Raw genomic sequence first — 18753 nt, 5'->3', positions numbered from 1 at the left:
CGAATTGTCAATGTTTTCATAAATACAAAAAAAGAGTCGATGGAATATGACCCACGACCCGTTTTTTGTCTTATTTTCCTAGATAAATAGTTTCATCAATGTATTAAAAATCGGATTCACAATATAACCTGTCGGATGGATCGAATACCTCTTACCCGAGTTTAGACGACTGATCTTTTCCATTTCCTCAGCGGACAGCTCAAAATCAAAGATTTCACTATTTTCTCTGATCCGCTTTGGATTGGATGATTTGGGAATCAGGATGACGCCCCGTTCCAGATGCCAACGCAAAATCACTTGAGCCACCGTCTTATGGTGATGATCAGCGATTTCCTTCAATACCGGATGCTGTAATAACACTTTATTCCCCTGCCCCAGTGGACCCCACGCCTCATGTAAAATTTGATGTTTGTCCATATAGGCACGCAGTTCGTTCTGAGGGAATTCCGGGTGCGTCTCGATCTGGTTGATCATCGGCAAGATTTTCGTGTGCTTCCTTAATTCTTCCAGATGCTGAATCTCAAAGTTCGCGACCCCAATGACTCTGATCTTGCCTTCCTCGTATAATTCCTCCATGGCTTTCCACGTTTCGATATACTTTGGCGAGGCAAAATGGATTAAATACATATCGAGGTAATCGACACCCAGCTTGTTTATGGTTTTCTGGAAAGCTTTCTTGGTGGCTTCATAGCCATGATCTGTATTCCAGACTTTCGACGTGATGAAGAATTGCTCGCGCGGAATCTGACTATGCCGGATCTCTGCTCCCAGCGCTTTCTCATTCCCATAGATCCGGGCAGTATCAAAATGTCGGTACCCGACCTGAATGGCCTCGCGAGTCGCTGTTGTAAATTCTGCTTCTTTCGTTATTTTGTAAACCCCAAAGCCCAGTTGGGGAATAGGAACCCCGTTTCTGGCTTCAACCACTTTTGTATGCAAATTCATTTTAGCTGCTCCTCTCAAAACGCAATATACTTGATATATATTATATCTAGTTAAAGCCAAAAAAAGAGGTTAACCCTTTTTTTCTTCATGAAACAGATCGGTTAACCGTATGTCTTTTAAATAATTCTGCATTGCGATCTCTGCGCCTTCAAGATGATGAATGACCTTTTCTTTCACGTCATCCACGTCTTGTCCCTGGAGTGTTACATCGGTATGAATTTTAAACAAATCTTTGCCGGGTTCAACCGCCAGGAATACATCCAACATCGTGATTTCCGATAAAGGCTGCGCAAGCAATATGCCGCCCTTGGCACCTTCTTTTGCCATTGTCAGTTTGGCGTTATTCAGGTTGCGAATGACTTTTACCGTCGTAGGAACCGGAATATTTAGCTGCTCCGATATCACTTTGGTCGATAGATAGTTAAGACAGTTCTTCTCGGTGTACGCGTGAACGTAGAGCAGAATGGAGATTCCCTGTGATAAGGCTGTAGAGTATGCCATTGCATTCATCCTAACTATTTCTTTTCTAAATATACTATATATCTTTTATATTTAGTTAGCAACTATCCGCCTATTCCCACTCCACCCTCGATTTCATCGCTGCATATTTACTGGGAGTGATACCTACAGCAGCCTTGAAAGACCGACTGAACAGATGAATACTCGAAAAGCCAACTTCCTCGGCAATCCGGGTTAAATTATGTGTGCCTTCAATAATTCTTTTCTGGGACTGCTCTATTCGGATATGTGTCACATATTTGTGAAGGGTAATCCCCAGCTTGCTTTTGAATAAATGCGATAAATGGTTCGTCGATACACCGACATGTCTACTGATAGCAACATTATTTAATTGAGGGTCGGCGTAGCATTCATGAATATAACGAATCGACTTTTCAATGAATGCCCACCCCTTGGTCATGTTCCCCTCTTGGTCCTGATCTTCGGATTGATTTTTGAAAAACAGATGCAGCAACTCCAAACATATGGATTTCGTGATTAACGAAGATCCTCCCCGCTGCTCCTGAAACTCCTTATGCATGAGCGCAAATCTCTTTTTCCATTCAATTCGATCGGCTAGCTGCAAATGAGAGATTGGCCGTATGGAAGCCAGCTTCATTTCCCTATCCGCCAGATCAGGTCGTTCACTATGAGCTGCACTCGTATTCTTCAATAAACTACGCTCTTCCTCATAGTACAGATCAAAATGAAAAATATACTGAATCAATGGCTGCGTGGAGGTAGACCGAATGATATGAGACATGAATGGATGCATCAGCACAATGTCGCCTTCTTTGACCAGGAATTTCACACCACTCAAGAAGAACTCCGCTTCCCCTTGTTCGATGTATGTATACACATGATCGTGGTCTATCCATTCCCCTGCCAAAGAAAATGATTCCGTCACTCTTGCCGCTCTTACGAATGGCGAAATGCTATTCATCCATGCCTCATACACATGTATTCCTCCCAACTGCCTTCTCACTGATCCGGTTTATATTTTCGCAAACACTTTATCGAAGCCTGCTTTGGACTTGGCAAACAATTCACTTGAATCGAGGGTTGGTGTTGGTGCAAGCACCTCTTGAGATACAACGCCAGTGTATCCAATGGTCTTCAGGTTCTTCAAGAACCCCTGCAGATCGATTACTCCCTCGCCAGGGTATAAACGCTCATGATCCAGCAATTCTTCAATGGGCAGATCATAAGCATCATTGATATGAACATGGACAATCTGTTCCTTCTTAAGATCCAACACCTCTTCAATCTTTAATCCATTCGTATGCCAATGATAGGAATCCACCAATAAACCTACATTGGGAGCATGAATTGTTTCGATCCAGTCAAGCGTATCCTCCACACTCCAAATAAATGGATTCTTCCATTGAGTACGCAGATGATGGCAACCCACAAACTCCAGGCCCAGTCGAATTCCATATGCGTCCAGAATATCTGCACATAATCTCAATCGTTTGGTAGCTGCCGCCATAAATGATGCTGCTGGCTGATCTGTGGAAGGTAAAATATAGGTGCAACAGCTGTAACAGTTCAACGAAGCGGAGGCTTCTGCCATTTGAACCAGCGATTGAAGTCCTTCACGAAACTGTTCATCTGTGGTTCTCCAGTCCACGGTCAGATCGGATGAACCGATGATCACCTGATTGCTTTCCAACAGGTGTTTGGCCTGTTCTTTGCCAACATCTTCAATCAATGAGAGCGGATTCAAATCTACAGACTGAAATCCGTATTTTGCAGCATTCGTAATATATTGTTCATTGGACTCGATGTTCCCTAAGCCTGCTCTTGTTAACCCTCTAATCATCCCAATCTCCTCCTAGGACCAGTCAAACAGTACACCGTTATACTGGTCTTTATTCAATCTCAGTCCCTCATATGCTTCTTGCGCTTGATCCGGCTTCATCACATGACTGATCAATGGTTCGATATGCAGCTTGTTCTTTAACATCAGTTCAAATACAATGTTCGAATTTCTCACCAGGGAATGCTTCACGAATTCGTTCGGCTCAACCGGGAAGCGCCATTCATGTGCCCCCTTAAACGTAATACAGCCTCGTCCATACAGGTGGCAGTAGTTCAATATATCGGTGACATCCGTGTTATATTCGCCTCGTGGACTGCCCAGGAAAATAATCTCTCCCAGCTTCCCGATCCACTCCAGACTTTGAACACCAACACTGGATACACCCGTCGCCTCAATATGAGTGGATACACCTGCTCCACTCGTTATGGCATGTATCTTTTCTTTTACTTTATCTTCTCCGCCATGGAGCGTATAGTCAACCCCACATGTCTGGGCAGTTCGAATTCGTTCCGGTGACAGGTCCACGCCAATCACAGTTGCACCTTGAAGGCGTGCCAATTGAGCAGCCAAATTCCCTACCAATCCAAGCCCCGTCACGCCAACAACGTCCCCAAGTTCAATATTGGATACACGAACGGAGGTGAATGCCACGGTTGCCATACGGGTGAAGGGAACCCACTTCAAATCTAAGTGCTCAGGTACCTTGATGAAAACATGATCTGTGGATACCACTTGATATTCAGCATGTTGACCATAATGAAACACAGCGTCCCCGGGCTGAACATGGTGTACACCCTGTCCCACCTCGATCACTTCACTTACACTCGCATACCCCGGACATACGGGAAGCTTGGCCCACTCTTCTTTTCCCGATAACATGGCCAGCTCCGTTCCCGGACTGATCAGGGAATAGATCAATTTAACCAATACTTCCTTCTCCCCTAGGGCTGGCAAAATAAAGTCCTCTTCTACCGTTTCCACTTGCAGCGGACGAGCAAACATGATCTTTCTATTCTTCATCGCCTTCACTCCTTTCTATCTTTTTAACTACAATATAAGACTTTTCATTAACATTGTCTTTGATTGCAAAACCGATTTTTTATCTAAAACAACGATTTTAAAACCTTTGTAAGCGAATCCAGCATAAACGTAAAAAGACTCACATGATCCAATGATCTGTGAGCCTCAAATTCAATCCTATTCAGTCGTAGTCTGATACAATGCGGTACACCCATTAGAAGACGGGATATTTCAGGGATATCCAGCCGTCATTGAAACCGGATTGGCCGCATGGTTCCTTTTTTGCTAATTTCACAGCTACACTTGTCACTTCTCAACCGCCAACTACGGCTGCAACCCACGAACCTCAAACTCATAGATTCGGGCTGCCGTATCGCCGCCCTGCGTAGGTTTCAGCACATTCAGCTTCACATAACGAGCCTTGACCAGTGCAATTGCATCCGAGGTTTCGGCTGCGGTATTCCCCTGTACATGAACTACATCTGACCAATTCAGACCATCAGCACTGACCTGGATCGAATAGTCGCTTGTATTAAAACCAGACCACTCCCCACCACTCTCCGCATGTTTGATGACAAAACCACTGATCTGATGTTCTTTGCCAAGATCAACTTGCAGCCAATGCGGCTGGTTTCCCAGTGCGCACCATTTGCTGTTGCCCGTCACCTTCCCATCAATTGCCTTTCCTGCACCCTCAGCAGGTCCGCAGGCATGGTCGGCAGTGGCCGTTTTGCCAAGTGCGACATTTTTGATCCCGGAAGCACCCTTACTTACGGTGATCAAAGCTTGCTTCGTTACTGTATCCTGCCCCGAACTGTTGGTAGCTGTAAGCGTCACATTGTACGTGCCTTCCTTGTCATACGTTACCACTGGATTTTGCTCCGTGCTGACAGCCGGACTGCCATTATCAAAAGTCCACGACCAGCCTTCCGTCACCTCGGAAGAGAGATCAGTGAAATGCACCTGCTGACCTGGTGTGATAAGTGTTGTATCCGCCTTGAATTTTGCTTCCGGCTTCGGATACGCTGGCCACTGGATGGTCACGCTGGCAGCCTGGCCGCGCTCATATTTTGCATTCACTGCCACGACTTTCAGTACAGTCGCCTGTTCCGCGTTGATTCTCTTCATCTCAGGCACATAGAACACGTTATTGGCGGTCGCACCCACCCAAGTCTCTTTGCCGTCGGGCAGTACACGGTAAATCTCATATTGTTGAACTTCCTCGTTCAACGCGTTCCATTGCAACCTTGCATCACCGTAAATACCGCCACGGAAATCGGATTGGGTGACGTGCAGTGCTTGAACGGCCTCAAGAGGGTTCGATGGACTACTGTTCTTGTGGATAGATAGCTTCCCAATATGGATGTTATAATCCGATACGGTTTCTGTACTGTCAAAATACAAGGACAGTGCCGCAATCTGCTTTCCTTGGTATGGCGTCAGATTGATCGTGTCCGTCGTCCAGTCGGTTGCCTTCTCGTTCTTCACATTCAGAAAGACGAACTGGTCCGGCTGGTTTGCAAAAGCGAGGCCAACCTTCATTCCCGGCTTGCTCTGCGTCTTGTACGTAATTGACAGCTCAGTACCCGACTCGATCTTGAGAGCTGTTTTGTAAAGCTTCAGATGGGTTGCATTCGTTGGACTTAATGCACCGGCTACCTTCAGGGAACTGCCACCATAATAGGCATCCGACCAATCGAGAGAAGGTTTCAGCGCCGTGCCTTTACTTTCTGCTAACCAGCGCCATGTCGGAAGTACGTCCTGCAAACTGCGGTTATTCCATCCAGTCTCCCGCACTTGTGTGCCATCAACATAGAATTTCTCGCCACTGCCCGTGTTGAAGTTGGTCGTGAAGGGCAGCTGGTCCACCGGCGATGATTCAACCACATTGTTCGCAATCCCTTTCCAGGCCTGGCTTGTCGACGTATTGGCCGGGTTGCCGTTCTGCCCTACCCAGAACTTATTTTCACGGGCAAAGAAATCGGTCATGCTGTCCGCGCTGTTGTACGACCAATCCGGCCGATAAATGCCGAGGGAAGTCACAGCCGATTTCCCTTCAGGAAACAGCAAATTCCATTTCAGACTGGTATCGAATCCTTTAGCTTCCACATCGATACCTGCGAACAGTTCAAATGGTGATCTGCCCAGGCTTTTGGCTTTGGCCGCAGAACTGCCAAGATCATTCCACCAGAAATTCAGGAACATGCTGTCTGATACCTTGTTCCCGTTATCCTGCAGGAACATCGCATTCCGGTCCGTCAGCGCATTTTGCCATGAAATATTGCCTTCCTTCGTCATGGAATCATACCAGATGATTTCCATACCCGCAGGCTTATGATCCTGAAGATAACGGAGGAATGTCTTCATTAACTGCGCGTCAGTGGCTGTTCCACCTTCAGTCTCCTGGTTGATAAACCAGCCGTCAAAACCGTAGTACTCTGCTACCTCAATTAATTTATCCGCGGCGGGGAAGGAGCCGTCGCTGTTCTGCTGAAGCATTTGCTTCACCCACTCATATTTGCCACCGTATACGGATGGCGGGAAGAACACTGTGCCCATGATTGGCACTCCGTTCCGGTGTGCCGCATCAATCGTGTCGGCGCTTGGTGGCACAATAATACCTTCTCCCGCCGAGCCACCCCAATATACGAGCTTGTCGACATACTGCCAGTAAGAGAACGTATTTGCAGAGAATGTATCCGAGCCCTGTGATGGAACGCCGCTGGTTCCCTGATTCAACGCAGACAAGGCCATCACTTTGGGATCTTTCGTTGCGTTCGGGTTAACTGCCTCGCCTGTGAATCGGCTCTGGAGCGAAATGGTGCTCCGGTTGAAGGCCGCATCCGGGTCGGAAGCTGGACTCCAGTTAAGCAATTGTTCAGGCAGCCAATAGGATGAATAAGGTTGCTTCGCCAAGGCCGCTGAGGAAAGAACAGCGCATACCAATATTACAAATAGGAGACTCGCACCAAGCTTTTTCATGCCATATCCTCCAATCCAATTTTGGCAATCCACTCAGGGTAAAAAAAGAAACGCCCGTCAAACCGGACAGACGTTTCCATGTCTACTTTATCATTCAGGCTTATTTTGGATTTGCAGCTTTCCATTCGTCGTATTGCTTTTGTGCTTCTGCAATCACTTTATCCAGACCTGCCGCTTTCAACTTCTCGATCGCTTTCGGCAGATGCTCATCCGGGTCAACAGCTCCCGTCATGATGGATGGGTAGAATTCCTTCACGATAGCGGAGATGGAAGCCACTTCCGTCTTCACCGGGTCAGGATTGAAGTTGAAGCCAAAGCTCGGAGCAACTTTCGCGGAATTGTTGAATTCCTTGAACGCTTCCCACTTATCTGCTGGATCTTCCTTGTGCATGTAGGTCAGGAACAAGTTACCCAGGGCAAAGCCAGGCATCTGGAATCCGTCCTTCATCGCTGGCAGATCCTCAATGACATTATCCGAAATCTTTTTGTAATGTGTTCCTTCAATGCCGTAGTTGATCAGGTTACGCAGATATGGATCGGTATTCAGCAAGTTCAGGAACATCATAGCCCGTTCAGGGTTCTTGGAGTTCGCCGAGATTGCATGCATAGCGCCTGTTGCCGAACCAGTGAAAATAACCGGATCCTGCATCGGTGTAGTCACGATATCATAGCCCGCACTTCTGGACCATCCCAGTTCGGCGTACGGCTGTGTCTGTTCACGGTCAACAAACCATTTGCCTGTTTTGATGTTGTCGATGCCTTCCAGTGTCGCTACATCCTTGCGCAGATAACCAGCCTGATAGTATTTACGGATGGTTTTCAACGAGCTTTTCAGTTCTTCGGATTCCAACACATTAACGTATTTACCAGTGTCACCATTCATGTTGATACCAACCGGGAATTCGTCACCCAATAGGAAGTCGAACGCCAGATAAGGCTTAAAGCCCTTCGGAACAGCCAGCGGAGTAATGTCGGCTGGTTCATTATCCTTAATTTGCTGCAGGTAAGGCTCCAGATCCTCTAATGTGCGAATCTTGGTGATGTCCATGTTGTATTTATCAACGTACTGCTTGTTGAAGCGCCATACCCATTGCGAAGCCAACTCTTTGTTCACTGGCACGGCATAGTTTTGGCCACCGATCTGCGATCCCGTAAGGAACCGTGGATCAAGTTGCTCTTTAATGCCCTGACCATACTTATCCAACAGATCATTGATTGGCAGGAATGCTCCTCTGGTGGCATTTGGCAGATAATCATAAGCCCAGGAAGAAGTGAAAGCGATATCATAATTTTCGCCCGAAGCGGTAATGACTGGCATACGTTTGGAATAATCACCCCAGTCAATCATCGTGATGTCAACGGTTGCATTTATTTTCTCCATTAAGTATTTGTTCATTTCTTCCTGTACCATTGGCAGATCGCGCTGTGGACCACCAATCAGATATACCTTGAGCTTCACCGTGTCCTTATCGCCGGATTCTCCCCCGGATGCCGCATTCCCGCTTGTATCATTGGTATTACTGCCACCGCAGCCTGCTAGAACAGTAGAAAATGCAAGCAGTAAAGTAACCATGAGCAGAACCATTTTTTTGGTCTTTTTGTTCTTCATGTGTATCCCCCTTATCAATGTTATTGTTACTGCCCTTTGAGGGCAGGCACAACCAGACTTATTCTTTGACCGAACCGATGGTCAGGCCTTGTATAAAATATTTTTGGAAAAACGGATACGCCAGCGCAACCGGCAGTGTAGCCAAGACAACCATCGCCATGCGGACGGTCTCTGTTGGCAGTGTCGAGGCAATGTCGTAGGACACGACCCGGCTGCTGTTTTGCACAACAAAATCCATATTGTTCTGTATTCGAATCAGCAATGTCTGGAGTGGAATCAAATTCGCATTGTCGATGTAGAGTAACGCATTGAACCAGTCATTCCAGAATCCTAACGTACTGAACAATCCAATAGTCGCAATGCCCGGCAACGAAATCGGCAGCACGATGCGCGTATAGATACCGAATTCAGTAGCTCCGTCGATTTTGGCTGACTCAATAACCGCATCCGGCACGGTGGTCGTGAAAAATGTACGCATAACGATAATGTAAAAAGCGTTCATAATTGACGGCAGGATCAGCGCCCAGATCGAATCCCGCAAGTGCAGCACCTGCGTAACCACAATGTAACTGGGAACGAGACCGCCGGAAAATAGCATGGTGAAGAAGGCCAAAAAGCTGAAAAACCGACGCTGCGCAAAATTTTTGCGCGAGATGGCATATGCATACGTGGTGACCAAATACAGTGTGAGCGCGGTTCCGACAACCGTCACCGTTAAGGTAACCCCAAACGATTGGGCCATCTGCTGCCCGGATTCCATAAGGAATCGGTAGGCATCCAGCGTCCAGACTTCAGGGAATAACTTAAAGCCATTGATTGCCAGCGTCTTCTCATCGGTAAATGAGATGATAACGATGAACAGAAACGGAAAGATACAAGATAAGGCAAACAGACCGATAGCTATATTAAAAATCACATTGGATAACGGCGAAATGGCATTTAGATCTCTCGATTTCTTTCCGGTCCTCCTCGTATGGGCAGATGCCCGCTTTACCGGTTCGCTTAAATTACTCATGGAAGCACCCCCTTGCCGCAGCCTAGAATACGGCATAATCCTTTTCAATTTTACGCACAGCATAGTTTGCCAGCAGGACAAGAATCAAACCGACAACCGATTGATATAATCCTGTAGCTGTACTCATTCCTGTATCACCCATAATGGTCAAGCCGCGGTATACAAACGTGTCGATGACATTGGTGACCGGATACAGCGCACCAGAGTCCCGCGGAACCTGATAGAACAGTCCAAAGTCGGAACGGAAGATCCCGCCGATCGCCAAAATGGTGAGGATGATCATTAGTGGTCTGAGCAGTGGCAGCGTAATGTACCGGATCTGTTTCCACTTGGTGGCGCCGTCGATCATCGCTGCCTCATAATAAGAACGGTCGATACCTGCGATTGCTGCCAAATATACTACACTGCCATAACCTGCACCTTTCCACAGGCCGAGCAGAATGAGAAAATACGGCCAATACCCTGTCTCACTGTACCAACTAACCGGATCTCCACCAAAATAGGTAATGATCTGGTTGAACACACCCTTTTCCACACTCAGAAACGAGAAGACGAAATAACTGATAATAACCCAGGACAGGAAATAAGGCATAAACATTGCGGTCTGGTAAATCTTCGCCAGCCGTTTGTTCAACAGTTCGTTCATGATGATCGCAAGCGTCACCGCGAGCACCAACCCGAGAAAGATCAGACCTAGGTTATACAGAATGGTATTACGTGTGATGATATAGGCGTCACTGGTGGAGAACAGAAACTCAAAGTTCTTGAACCCGACCCATTCGCTTTTTAGAACGCTTTCAAGAAATCCGCCCGGATGAATCCGGAAGTCCTTAAAAGCAATAATCGTTCCGAACATTGGCAAATAGGCAAAAATGATAAACCAAGCTGCTCCCGGCAGTACCAGCAGAAGAAACGCCTTGTTCTTCATCAGACTTTTGAAGATGCCCTGCACGGCTGTCCCTCCTTATAATCTCGTTCATTATCGCTTTAGCTGCATCCAGCATTAATCCCCTATAATCAACACTGGATCTAAGCCCTTTTGGTGCTTTGGATTTCCTCGTTCACTCCTACCTCCATTATGCAAGCGCTACCAATTTTGAGATAGTTGAAAAACCCAATAAATTGATGGATTAATTAAAGATCGTGCTTTCATTGCATAACAAAAAAGACACCCCCACATGGGGAGTGTCTTCATTCAACCGGAGCCCCCGGCTTATTTTTTCATGTAGATCGAGCGCAGCTCCGTAGGAGAAACGCCAGCATATTTCTTAAACTGTCTGTAAAAATATGTGGAGTCCCAATAGCCCACCTCGCCCGCTATTTCTGCCGTCTTTTTGTCCGAATATAACAGCAAATGAGTGGCACGCTCAATTCGATACTGGTTCACATAATCAGAAAAGGTGGTACCGACCTCTTGCTGGAACAATTGGCCGAGGTAGTTCGGATGAAGCTCCAGCCTCTGACTGAGTGTCTTAAGTGAAAGCTCATCCTGATAGTGATTTTTCACCACCTCCAGCACAGCCATGATATGCGGGCTGTACGTTTTCTCAGCGGTATGATATGTATCCAGCGTGCGATGAACAACCTTTCTGACTAATTGTTTCAGTTTGTTGAGCGTATGAATTCTGGACAGGGGTCCGAAGATGTCCCCGTAGTCAGGCGTTTTCTCTAGTTCCTTGGCGGCCAGCATCAGCTGGATCGCAGAATTGAAGAACGGTGTTCTATGGAGGCAGGGTTCCTTACCCTCAGCAATGAAGAATTCGTCGATGAACCGATCCACCTCTGTACCTTCACCATCCCGTAGCAGCTTGTGGAACTGCTCCATCGCTGGCCCAGGCTTCTCTTGATGCTGATTGGTAGCTTCTTCGTTCTCCACTTGCATGATGAAGGTATTACAATCCATAAACAAATGATTCTGAAGCCACAGCTTTACGGACTTGCAACTCTTTGGAAAACCCAGATAGGTCGACTCGGATTGACCGATGATCCCCCATACACGTGCACCTGTGTCCTCAGCAACCGCTTGCTTCATTTTGGTGAGTGCCTGAAGCTGCCATTCATCACTACCTTCCGTACCGGCTGAAACGAACAGCAGCATGATGTCTCCGTCCTGATCGGGAAAGCAGATAACACCGCAGCCATCCGGGAGGTCTTTGTTCCCGAGCTGCTCACACTGCTCAGCAATTCCCGGCAGATACATCTGGGGATCATCCGCCTTGTCATCGCCTACAATCCGCAGAGAAGCCGCACAATATGTGGACTTGTTCATGGGAATCTCAAGCATCTGCGCACGCTCACGGAATTCTTTGGCGTCAATGGTCTCGTTCGCCCATCGCTGCAAAATATTGTTGCGCAGAATCCTCCAGCTCTGATCCATTTGAATCTGGCGCATCTCTTCGTGCTCCCAATCCCGCTGCATATGCTTGATGGTCGCTTCCAGTTCATCCATATTGACTGGCTTGAGCAGGTAGTTCTCAACCCCCAGTGAGATGCCCTCCCGCACATATTTGAATTCTTCGTAACCACTTAAAATAATGAATTTGGTATATGGATTGCGCGCTTTAGTCTCCCGGATCAGTTCAAGTCCGGTCATTTGCGGCATCATGATATCCGTAATAATCAGATCGACAGGAACCTCGTCCATCATTGCTAGCGCTTCCAACCCATTGCATGCCGTTCCGGCAATCTGCATGTTATTCTGATCCCAATCAATGATCGCTTGCATTCCTTTGACAATAAGCGGCTCATCATCGACCAACATTACACTTCTCATCCCGTTTCCTCCCTTGTAACTGGAATGCTGATGGTCACCTCACATCCTTCGCCCTCCGCACTGTTCAGGTGCAGACCATAATCACTGCCATAATTCAGACGTATGCGGTCGTGCACGTTCTTAAGACCCAAAGATCGGTCAGATGTCTCAGCAGCTTCATCGCCCTTATGCAACCCATGTTGCAGTTCAAGCAGTCTCTCCGCGGAAATCCCCTTTCCGTTATCCTTTACACGGATGTGAATCACGCCGTTCTCTTCTTCGGCTGTGATGGAGATCCGGTTATCATCATCATTCGTACGAAAACCATGCACAATGTAATTCTCAATAATCGGCTGGACCAGCAACTTGACGACCATGCTTCCCGCCGCTGCATTCTCGATATGGGTCTCCACGTGCAGCTTGTCCTCATACCGATATTGGACCAAAGCCAGGTACATGCCGCACAGCTCTATTTCCTCCGCCAAGGTAACATGGGTCTGCTTTTTGATCAAATGACGGAACATCGTGGCGAGAATATAAATCATCTGCCCAACATCCCTGGCTCCCAAACTGATGGCTTTCATGCGGATGCTTTCCAACGTATTGTACAGAAAATGGGGATTAATCTGGGCTTGCAAAGCCACAAGCTGCGCGTTCTTTTGTTTGATCTCCGACACATATACCGTTTCTATGTAAGACTCCAGCCGATCACACATATGATTAAATCTCTGCGAAATTTGCTGCAGCTCATCTTCCCCCTCCATCTCGATACGTTTACTCAGATCACCCTCCTGCCAGCGCCGCATGTAAAGCACGAGTCTGTGAATTTTTTTGGAATAACGGCGGATGATGGTGAACGTCACCGCGATGCTAATCATGATGCACAGAATCACAATCCCAATGAGGCTGAAACGAATCGCCTGAAGGCTCTGTTTGATTTGCGACTCCGGAATAATAGAAGCCACGACCATTCCCGTATTCCCGATATTCAGCAGCTGCACCTTGGAGCGCTCCTCCAGATCCACCCAATCCTCCGGCAAATTCATCTTCCCCCAGTACGGGTAGACGGTGTTGTCATACTTGCCCTGCGAATCGAAGATCACCTCACCTTCTCCTGTCATCAGCAAGATCCGACTGTTCTTGCCGTCGAGTCTGTCTCGAAGCAGCCCTTTGATACGGTCTGTATTCAGCTCAAACATAATTGCACCGTACTGCTTCAATGTCACGGAGTCTTTGAGCACATTTGCGTAGCTGTACGGGGTAGGCTCATCAGCCATTTTCCCTTCGAACAGCGGTTCGCTGCCCATATACTGCCAAGGTGCACTCCTCAGCCGCTGGAACCAGTCCTGATGCCCTGCAGAAAGCTTGGGATGATAGTAAAAGTGCTGGGTCTCCCGATTAAGAACATAGAAAAAATTTTGATCCGTGCTGTATAACACGACATTTGCAATCGAGGCCTCATCCTTTAACAGCAGACGTAATTGATAATCAAAGTTCCCTCGCTCTGTACGGTAGCTGTAAGCATATTGATTCAGGCGCCAATTGAGAAAATCCTCGTATTCATGAGTCAAAAAATACTTCAGATCATCGCCAATCATGGCGTCGGTATAAATCTGCTGCACGGCATTATACAGCCGTTCGTACTGCTGATTCAGGTTGATACTGACAATATCCAGCTCCTGCAAACTGGCATCCATTTGTTCCTGTACCACTCGCTGTTCATAGTAGCGGTAGGCCAACACCGAGATGCTGATGAATAACAGGACCATAACCATGGAATAAAACAGTAGGATTTTGTTGAACATTTTTTTCTTCAAGTAGTTCTTATACATGGTTCGTATCCTGGACATTCGCGCCTGAGCACCTCCTCCAGACCAATTTCCAACTCAGTGTATCACCGTTTGGTTAAATTCGACAATCACCTGCACATAGAACCAGTAATCCATATTTTAATTTGTCAAAATCGAATGGAAGCGCTATAATGGGCGCATTCCCCTATAATAGTTATGTAATACATAATCGCTTTGGATGCTCTCTATATATGAATCACTCCCCGATAAAATGAACTGGGGGTTTTTAACGATGTTTCTTACTGAAAACAAACTACAAGCACGTATTCATGAATTATCCGAGCTCCGTTACCGGGATCGTTTGCCTTTAAATCATTTTCTTGCCTGCGAAGACCGCAGGGAAGAGATTAACCCTGCCCTGCCGGGAGACGATATCCATTGGAAGCCTATGCATACAGGAGAAAGTTGGTCCGGTCGAGATCTCTATTTGTGGCTGCGTACAAAAGTCGAGTTCCCTGCCTCCTGGGAAGATAAACGGATTGTCGGACTGTTTGATTTCGGCGATACCGGGGGTGGTAACAATTCCGGCTTTGAATCACTGTTCTACTGGGATGGAAAGCCGTTTCAAGGCGTAGATTCCAACCACAAGGAAGTGTTCTTTCCAGCCTCTGCCGCAGGCAGCACCAACGAGTTGGTCTTCCGCTTATGGTCCGGTCTGGAAGGTGGCGGTCAGCCCCGCAACCAGACGCATACGTTCAGACAAGCAGAACTGTGTTGGCTGGATGAAGCTGTTGATGATCTTGTATTTACAGGGTCAGCAATTCTGGAAACGGTCAACATTCTGGATGCCCATGCACCTGAACGCACAAAGCTGCTTCATGCACTCCAGCAGTCCTTCCGCCTGATTGATTGGTCGCAGCCTAAGTCCGATGTCTTCTATACCTCTGTGCATGAGGCAAGGGATGACCTGAGCGCCCGATTGAGTGCGATGGACAAAGCCTCTGATGTGACCGTCACTTGTATCGGCCATACTCATATTGACGTTGCTTGGCTGTGGCGGTTGAAGCATACGCGCGAGAAATGCGCCCGTTCCTTCTCTACGGTCATGCGCCTGATGGAGATGTTCCCGGAGTATGTTTTCCTTCAGACACAGCCCCAATTGTACGAATATGTGAAAGAGGACTACCCGGAACTGTACGAATCCATCAAGGAGCGTGTCGCTGAAGGACGCTGGGAAGCGGGCGGCGGCATGTGGCTGGAGGCTGACTGTAACCTGACCTCGGGCGAATCCCTGGTCCGACAATTGCTGATTGGCACTCGTTTTCTCAAAGAAGAATTCGGGACGGATTGCCGATATCTATGGTTGCCCGATGTATTCGGCTACAGCTGGTCTCTGCCGCAAATTCTGAAAAAATCCGGCATTCATACGTTCATGACGACCAAAATCAGCTGGAACCAATACAACCGCATGCCATTCGATACATTCCACTGGCGCGGAATTGACGGCTCAGAGGTGCTGACCCACTTCATTACTACACCCGAGCCGTGGTCCGAACCAGGTTCCTGGTTCTATACCTATAACGGAAAAATCATTCCGAAGACGGTCAAGGGCATCTGGGATGCCTACCGCGATAAGGAGATGAACCAGGATCTACTGCTGTCATACGGATATGGCGATGGCGGAGGCGGAGTTAACCGCGAAATGCTGGAGATGAGACGGCGGCTGGATCAACTGCCCGGATTGCCCAAGGTCAAGACAGGACGCGCAGATGATTATTTTGAAAAGCTGCAGGAGACGGTGGAGAAGACCGATTCGTACATCCATACATGGGATGGCGAGCTGTATCTGGAATATCACCGCGGAACGTATACCAGCCAGGCGTACAACAAACGGATGAACCGCAAGCTTGAGCTGGCTTACCGTGAAGCGGAATGGCTGAATTCATTGCAAAGTATTGTGCACAATGACTGGGATCTGTATCAAGCGAAGTCCTTGACCGAGGGATGGAAAATCATTTTGCGCAACCAGTTCCATGACATCATTCCCGGTTCCTCCATCACAGAGGTGTATGAGGATAGTAGAATTGAATATGCAGAAGCCGAACAGATTGGCCGTCACGTGGACACGCAGGCTCGGACCGCTATCGCTGGCAGCGGAGAATCTCCTTATACGTACACCATCTGGAATGCTTCCCCATGGGTCGTTACAGAGATCGTGAGCATTCCTGCGGCTTCAGGCGAATTGGCAACGGGGACCTGGCTGAGCGATTCCGGTGAGATTCTGAACGCTCAATACCAGGATGCACGTTGGTCCGTCGAGGTAAAGGATATTCCTTCGCTGGGGTATACCACAATTCACTTCCAGAGCAATACGGTAAACGATATCCCTGAGCAATCTCCATTCATCCACACAGCTAATGGAATCGAGACACCATTCTATCTGCTCGAGTGGAATGAGAATGGGCAGTTGACACGCCTTTACGATAAAGAGCCACACCGTGAGGTGCTTGCCAAAGGCGCAAGAGGCAATGTGCTTCAGGTGTTCGAGGACAAACCACTTGCCCACGAGGCCTGGGATATTGATATCTTCTATCAGGAGGATATGCGAGAGATTACGAAATGCACCAGCATTGAAGTCGTAGAGACTGGTCCGCTTCAGGCCGTGATCCGCTTTGCTTGGGAATACCTTGGCTCCACCATTACGCAGAACATGACTGTATATACCGGGCATAGACGAATCGATTACGCCACTGAGGTGGATTGGCATGAACAGCAACAATTGCTGAAGGTTGCCTTCCCAGTCGGCATCCGCTCCACTGAAGCCACCTATGATATTCAGTTCGGTAACGTTAAACGGCCCACGCACTGGAACACAAGCTGGGACTGGGCGCGTTTCGAATCCGTTGGCCATCAATGGGCTGATCTATCCGACAGAGGTTATGGCGTCAGTTTGCTGAATGATTCCAAATACGGGTATGACATTAAAGATAACGTCATGCGGCTGACCCTGATCAAGAGCGCTACGCACCCTGATCCACATGCCGATCAGGGACTACACAGCTTCACCTATGCTCTACTTCCGCATCAGGGAGATTGGCTCGTTGGCGGAACCGTGCAGCAAGCCTGGCTTCTGAATGCTCCAGCTCGATATACACAGGGACAATCAGAGCAGCCAAGTCGCTCCATGTTCACCTTGTCCGGCAGCACAGCCATGATCTCGGCAGTTAAGAAGGCGGAGGATTCCAATCGTGTCATCGTACGCGTGCATGATTATTCCGGCAGCATGAATACGCTGGAATTGACAAGTGATCTGCGGATTCATGCGTGGAGAGAATGCAATCTAATGGAAGTGCCGGATGGTGAACTCCTGCATGATACGCCAGTAACTTTTACACTTGAGCCGTATGAAATCAAGACGTTTGAGATTGATCTGAGAGTATAATCGTATAAATGCAGCATCTTAACCAAAGAAACCAGCAAGTCCCCAGATGATGGGCGAATTGCTGGTTTCTTCGTGTTGTCGTTATTCGGCCGTTATTCAGGCAGTAACGGAGATCGCAACCTGTGCTTCTTAATGACGTATTATAGAACTAAATGGAAAGGATGGCGTTTATATGGGAGAGTCACTCAAAAAAATGAAGTCCCCCACCTTCATTTTCTTTTCATGCGTTCTGGTCCTGTCCGTAATCATCGCGATCCTGTCCAGACCTTATTTCACAGAGCCGATTTTCCATGTTGAGAACAACAAGTACACATTGGATATTGAACAAGCTAATCTAATGACTTATCGCAGCGGAACGGCAGATCCTATTCAAGTACGCCTTGATCATCAGGAACGGACTGTTTACATCAATCATCAGCAATATATCATCACGAAAATTGATTCTGCGTTTAGTACAACGTATAAGTTGATATATCCTAACGGGAACAAGTATGAAGTCCAAGATCATTCCGGACAATTAATAAGTTTTGATGCAAAAGGCAATAGCGTTTCCGAGGTCTTCTTGTACGTTGGCAGCCAAAGAGTACTTCAGGATGGGGAAGAACAATTCTCTCCTGCAACGCTTGTAACAGCCGCTTACCCAGAATATCATTACACTCGTGGTGCTCCAGGTTATCTGTTTCTCGCATTAGCCGCAGTGATTTTCGGATGGTGCAGCTTCCGTTATCAAAAATTTCAAGACTTCCTTTTCTACCTCTCACTTCGTTCGTTCTGGGCGAACGATGTCGAGCCTAGCGACTTTGATTACTTTTTGAGCAAGGTATGCGGGATTGTCGTTATGATAGGGGCTGTCTGGATCGCTTTTAAAGCATTCTGAA

General features: G+C 47.5%; 13 protein-coding genes. 2 read left to right on the top strand and 11 right to left on the bottom strand.

Annotated features, from left to right (window positions below; all coding sequences use genetic code 11):
* Positions 1–78 precede the first annotated feature (78 nt).
* From CRO25_RS29020 to CRO25_RS28970, 11 genes are all read right to left on the bottom strand, one after another.
* Positions 79–945 (bottom strand): aldo/keto reductase, encoded by an 867-nt coding sequence (locus tag CRO25_RS29020; RefSeq protein WP_079697344.1) that lies wholly within the window; start codon positions 943–945, stop codon positions 79–81.
* Between the two features lie 69 nt (positions 946–1014).
* Positions 1015–1446 carry an Rrf2 family transcriptional regulator gene (locus CRO25_RS29015; RefSeq protein WP_179132290.1) on the bottom strand — a complete coding sequence of 144 codons (432 nt, stop codon included), beginning with the start codon at positions 1444–1446 and terminating at the stop codon, positions 1015–1017.
* A 70-nt stretch (positions 1447–1516) separates the two neighbouring features.
* Positions 1517–2386, bottom strand: a complete 870-nt coding sequence (locus CRO25_RS29010; RefSeq protein ID WP_218670793.1) for an AraC family transcriptional regulator — start codon at positions 2384–2386, stop codon at positions 1517–1519.
* 51 nt (positions 2387–2437) lie between these two features.
* Positions 2438–3265: a sugar phosphate isomerase/epimerase gene (locus CRO25_RS29005; RefSeq protein ID WP_079697342.1), complete on the bottom strand. Its 828-nt coding sequence runs from the start codon at positions 3263–3265 to the stop codon at positions 2438–2440.
* Between the two features lie 12 nt (positions 3266–3277).
* Positions 3278–4285 carry a zinc-binding alcohol dehydrogenase gene (locus CRO25_RS29000; RefSeq protein WP_079697341.1) on the bottom strand — a complete coding sequence of 336 codons (1008 nt, stop codon included), beginning with the start codon at positions 4283–4285 and terminating at the stop codon, positions 3278–3280.
* A gap of 324 nt (positions 4286–4609) precedes the next feature.
* A complete protein-coding gene (locus tag CRO25_RS28995; RefSeq protein WP_079697340.1) occupies positions 4610–7267 on the bottom strand; it encodes a discoidin domain-containing protein in 2658 nt (885 codons plus the stop codon).
* 100 nt (positions 7268–7367) lie between these two features.
* Entirely contained in the window at positions 7368–8876 is a 1509-nt protein-coding gene (locus tag CRO25_RS28990) for an ABC transporter substrate-binding protein (protein WP_079697339.1), read from the bottom strand.
* Between the two features lie 58 nt (positions 8877–8934).
* Positions 8935–9891, bottom strand: a complete 957-nt coding sequence (locus CRO25_RS28985) for a carbohydrate ABC transporter permease (RefSeq protein ID WP_064635967.1) — start codon at positions 9889–9891, stop codon at positions 8935–8937.
* Positions 9892–9913: 22 nt separating this feature from the next.
* The gene (locus CRO25_RS28980) at positions 9914–10819 is read right to left on the bottom strand and encodes a sugar ABC transporter permease (RefSeq protein WP_205524889.1); all 906 of its coding nucleotides are present in this window, start codon (positions 10817–10819) and stop codon (positions 9914–9916) included.
* A 285-nt stretch (positions 10820–11104) separates the two neighbouring features.
* Positions 11105–12664, bottom strand: coding sequence for a response regulator transcription factor (locus CRO25_RS28975; protein ID WP_079697338.1), 1560 nt, complete (start codon positions 12662–12664; stop codon positions 11105–11107).
* The gene (locus CRO25_RS28970) at positions 12661–14475 is read right to left on the bottom strand and encodes a sensor histidine kinase (protein ID WP_256863778.1); all 1815 of its coding nucleotides are present in this window, start codon (positions 14473–14475) and stop codon (positions 12661–12663) included. Before CRO25_RS28970 ends, CRO25_RS28975 begins: the two co-directional genes overlap by 4 nt.
* A gap of 250 nt (positions 14476–14725) precedes the next feature.
* On the opposite strand from CRO25_RS28970, the gene CRO25_RS28965 reads away from it, so the two are divergent.
* Together CRO25_RS28965 and CRO25_RS28960 are read left to right on the top strand one after the other, a co-directional pair.
* On the top strand, positions 14726–17875 hold the full coding sequence (locus tag CRO25_RS28965) for an alpha-mannosidase (RefSeq protein ID WP_079697336.1): 3150 nt from the start codon (positions 14726–14728) through the stop codon (positions 17873–17875).
* A 193-nt stretch (positions 17876–18068) separates the two neighbouring features.
* Entirely contained in the window at positions 18069–18752 is a 684-nt protein-coding gene (locus tag CRO25_RS28960) for a hypothetical protein (RefSeq protein ID WP_143806610.1), read from the top strand.
* The last annotated feature ends 1 nt before the right edge of the window (position 18753 follow it).

It is taken from the genome of Paenibacillus sp. RU5M (assembly GCF_900221055.1).
Lineage (GTDB): Bacteria > Bacillota > Bacilli > Paenibacillales > Paenibacillaceae > Paenibacillus > Paenibacillus marchantiae.
The sequence above is the reverse complement of the archived record's forward strand: the minus strand, read 5'-3'. Positions and strand labels throughout refer to the sequence as shown.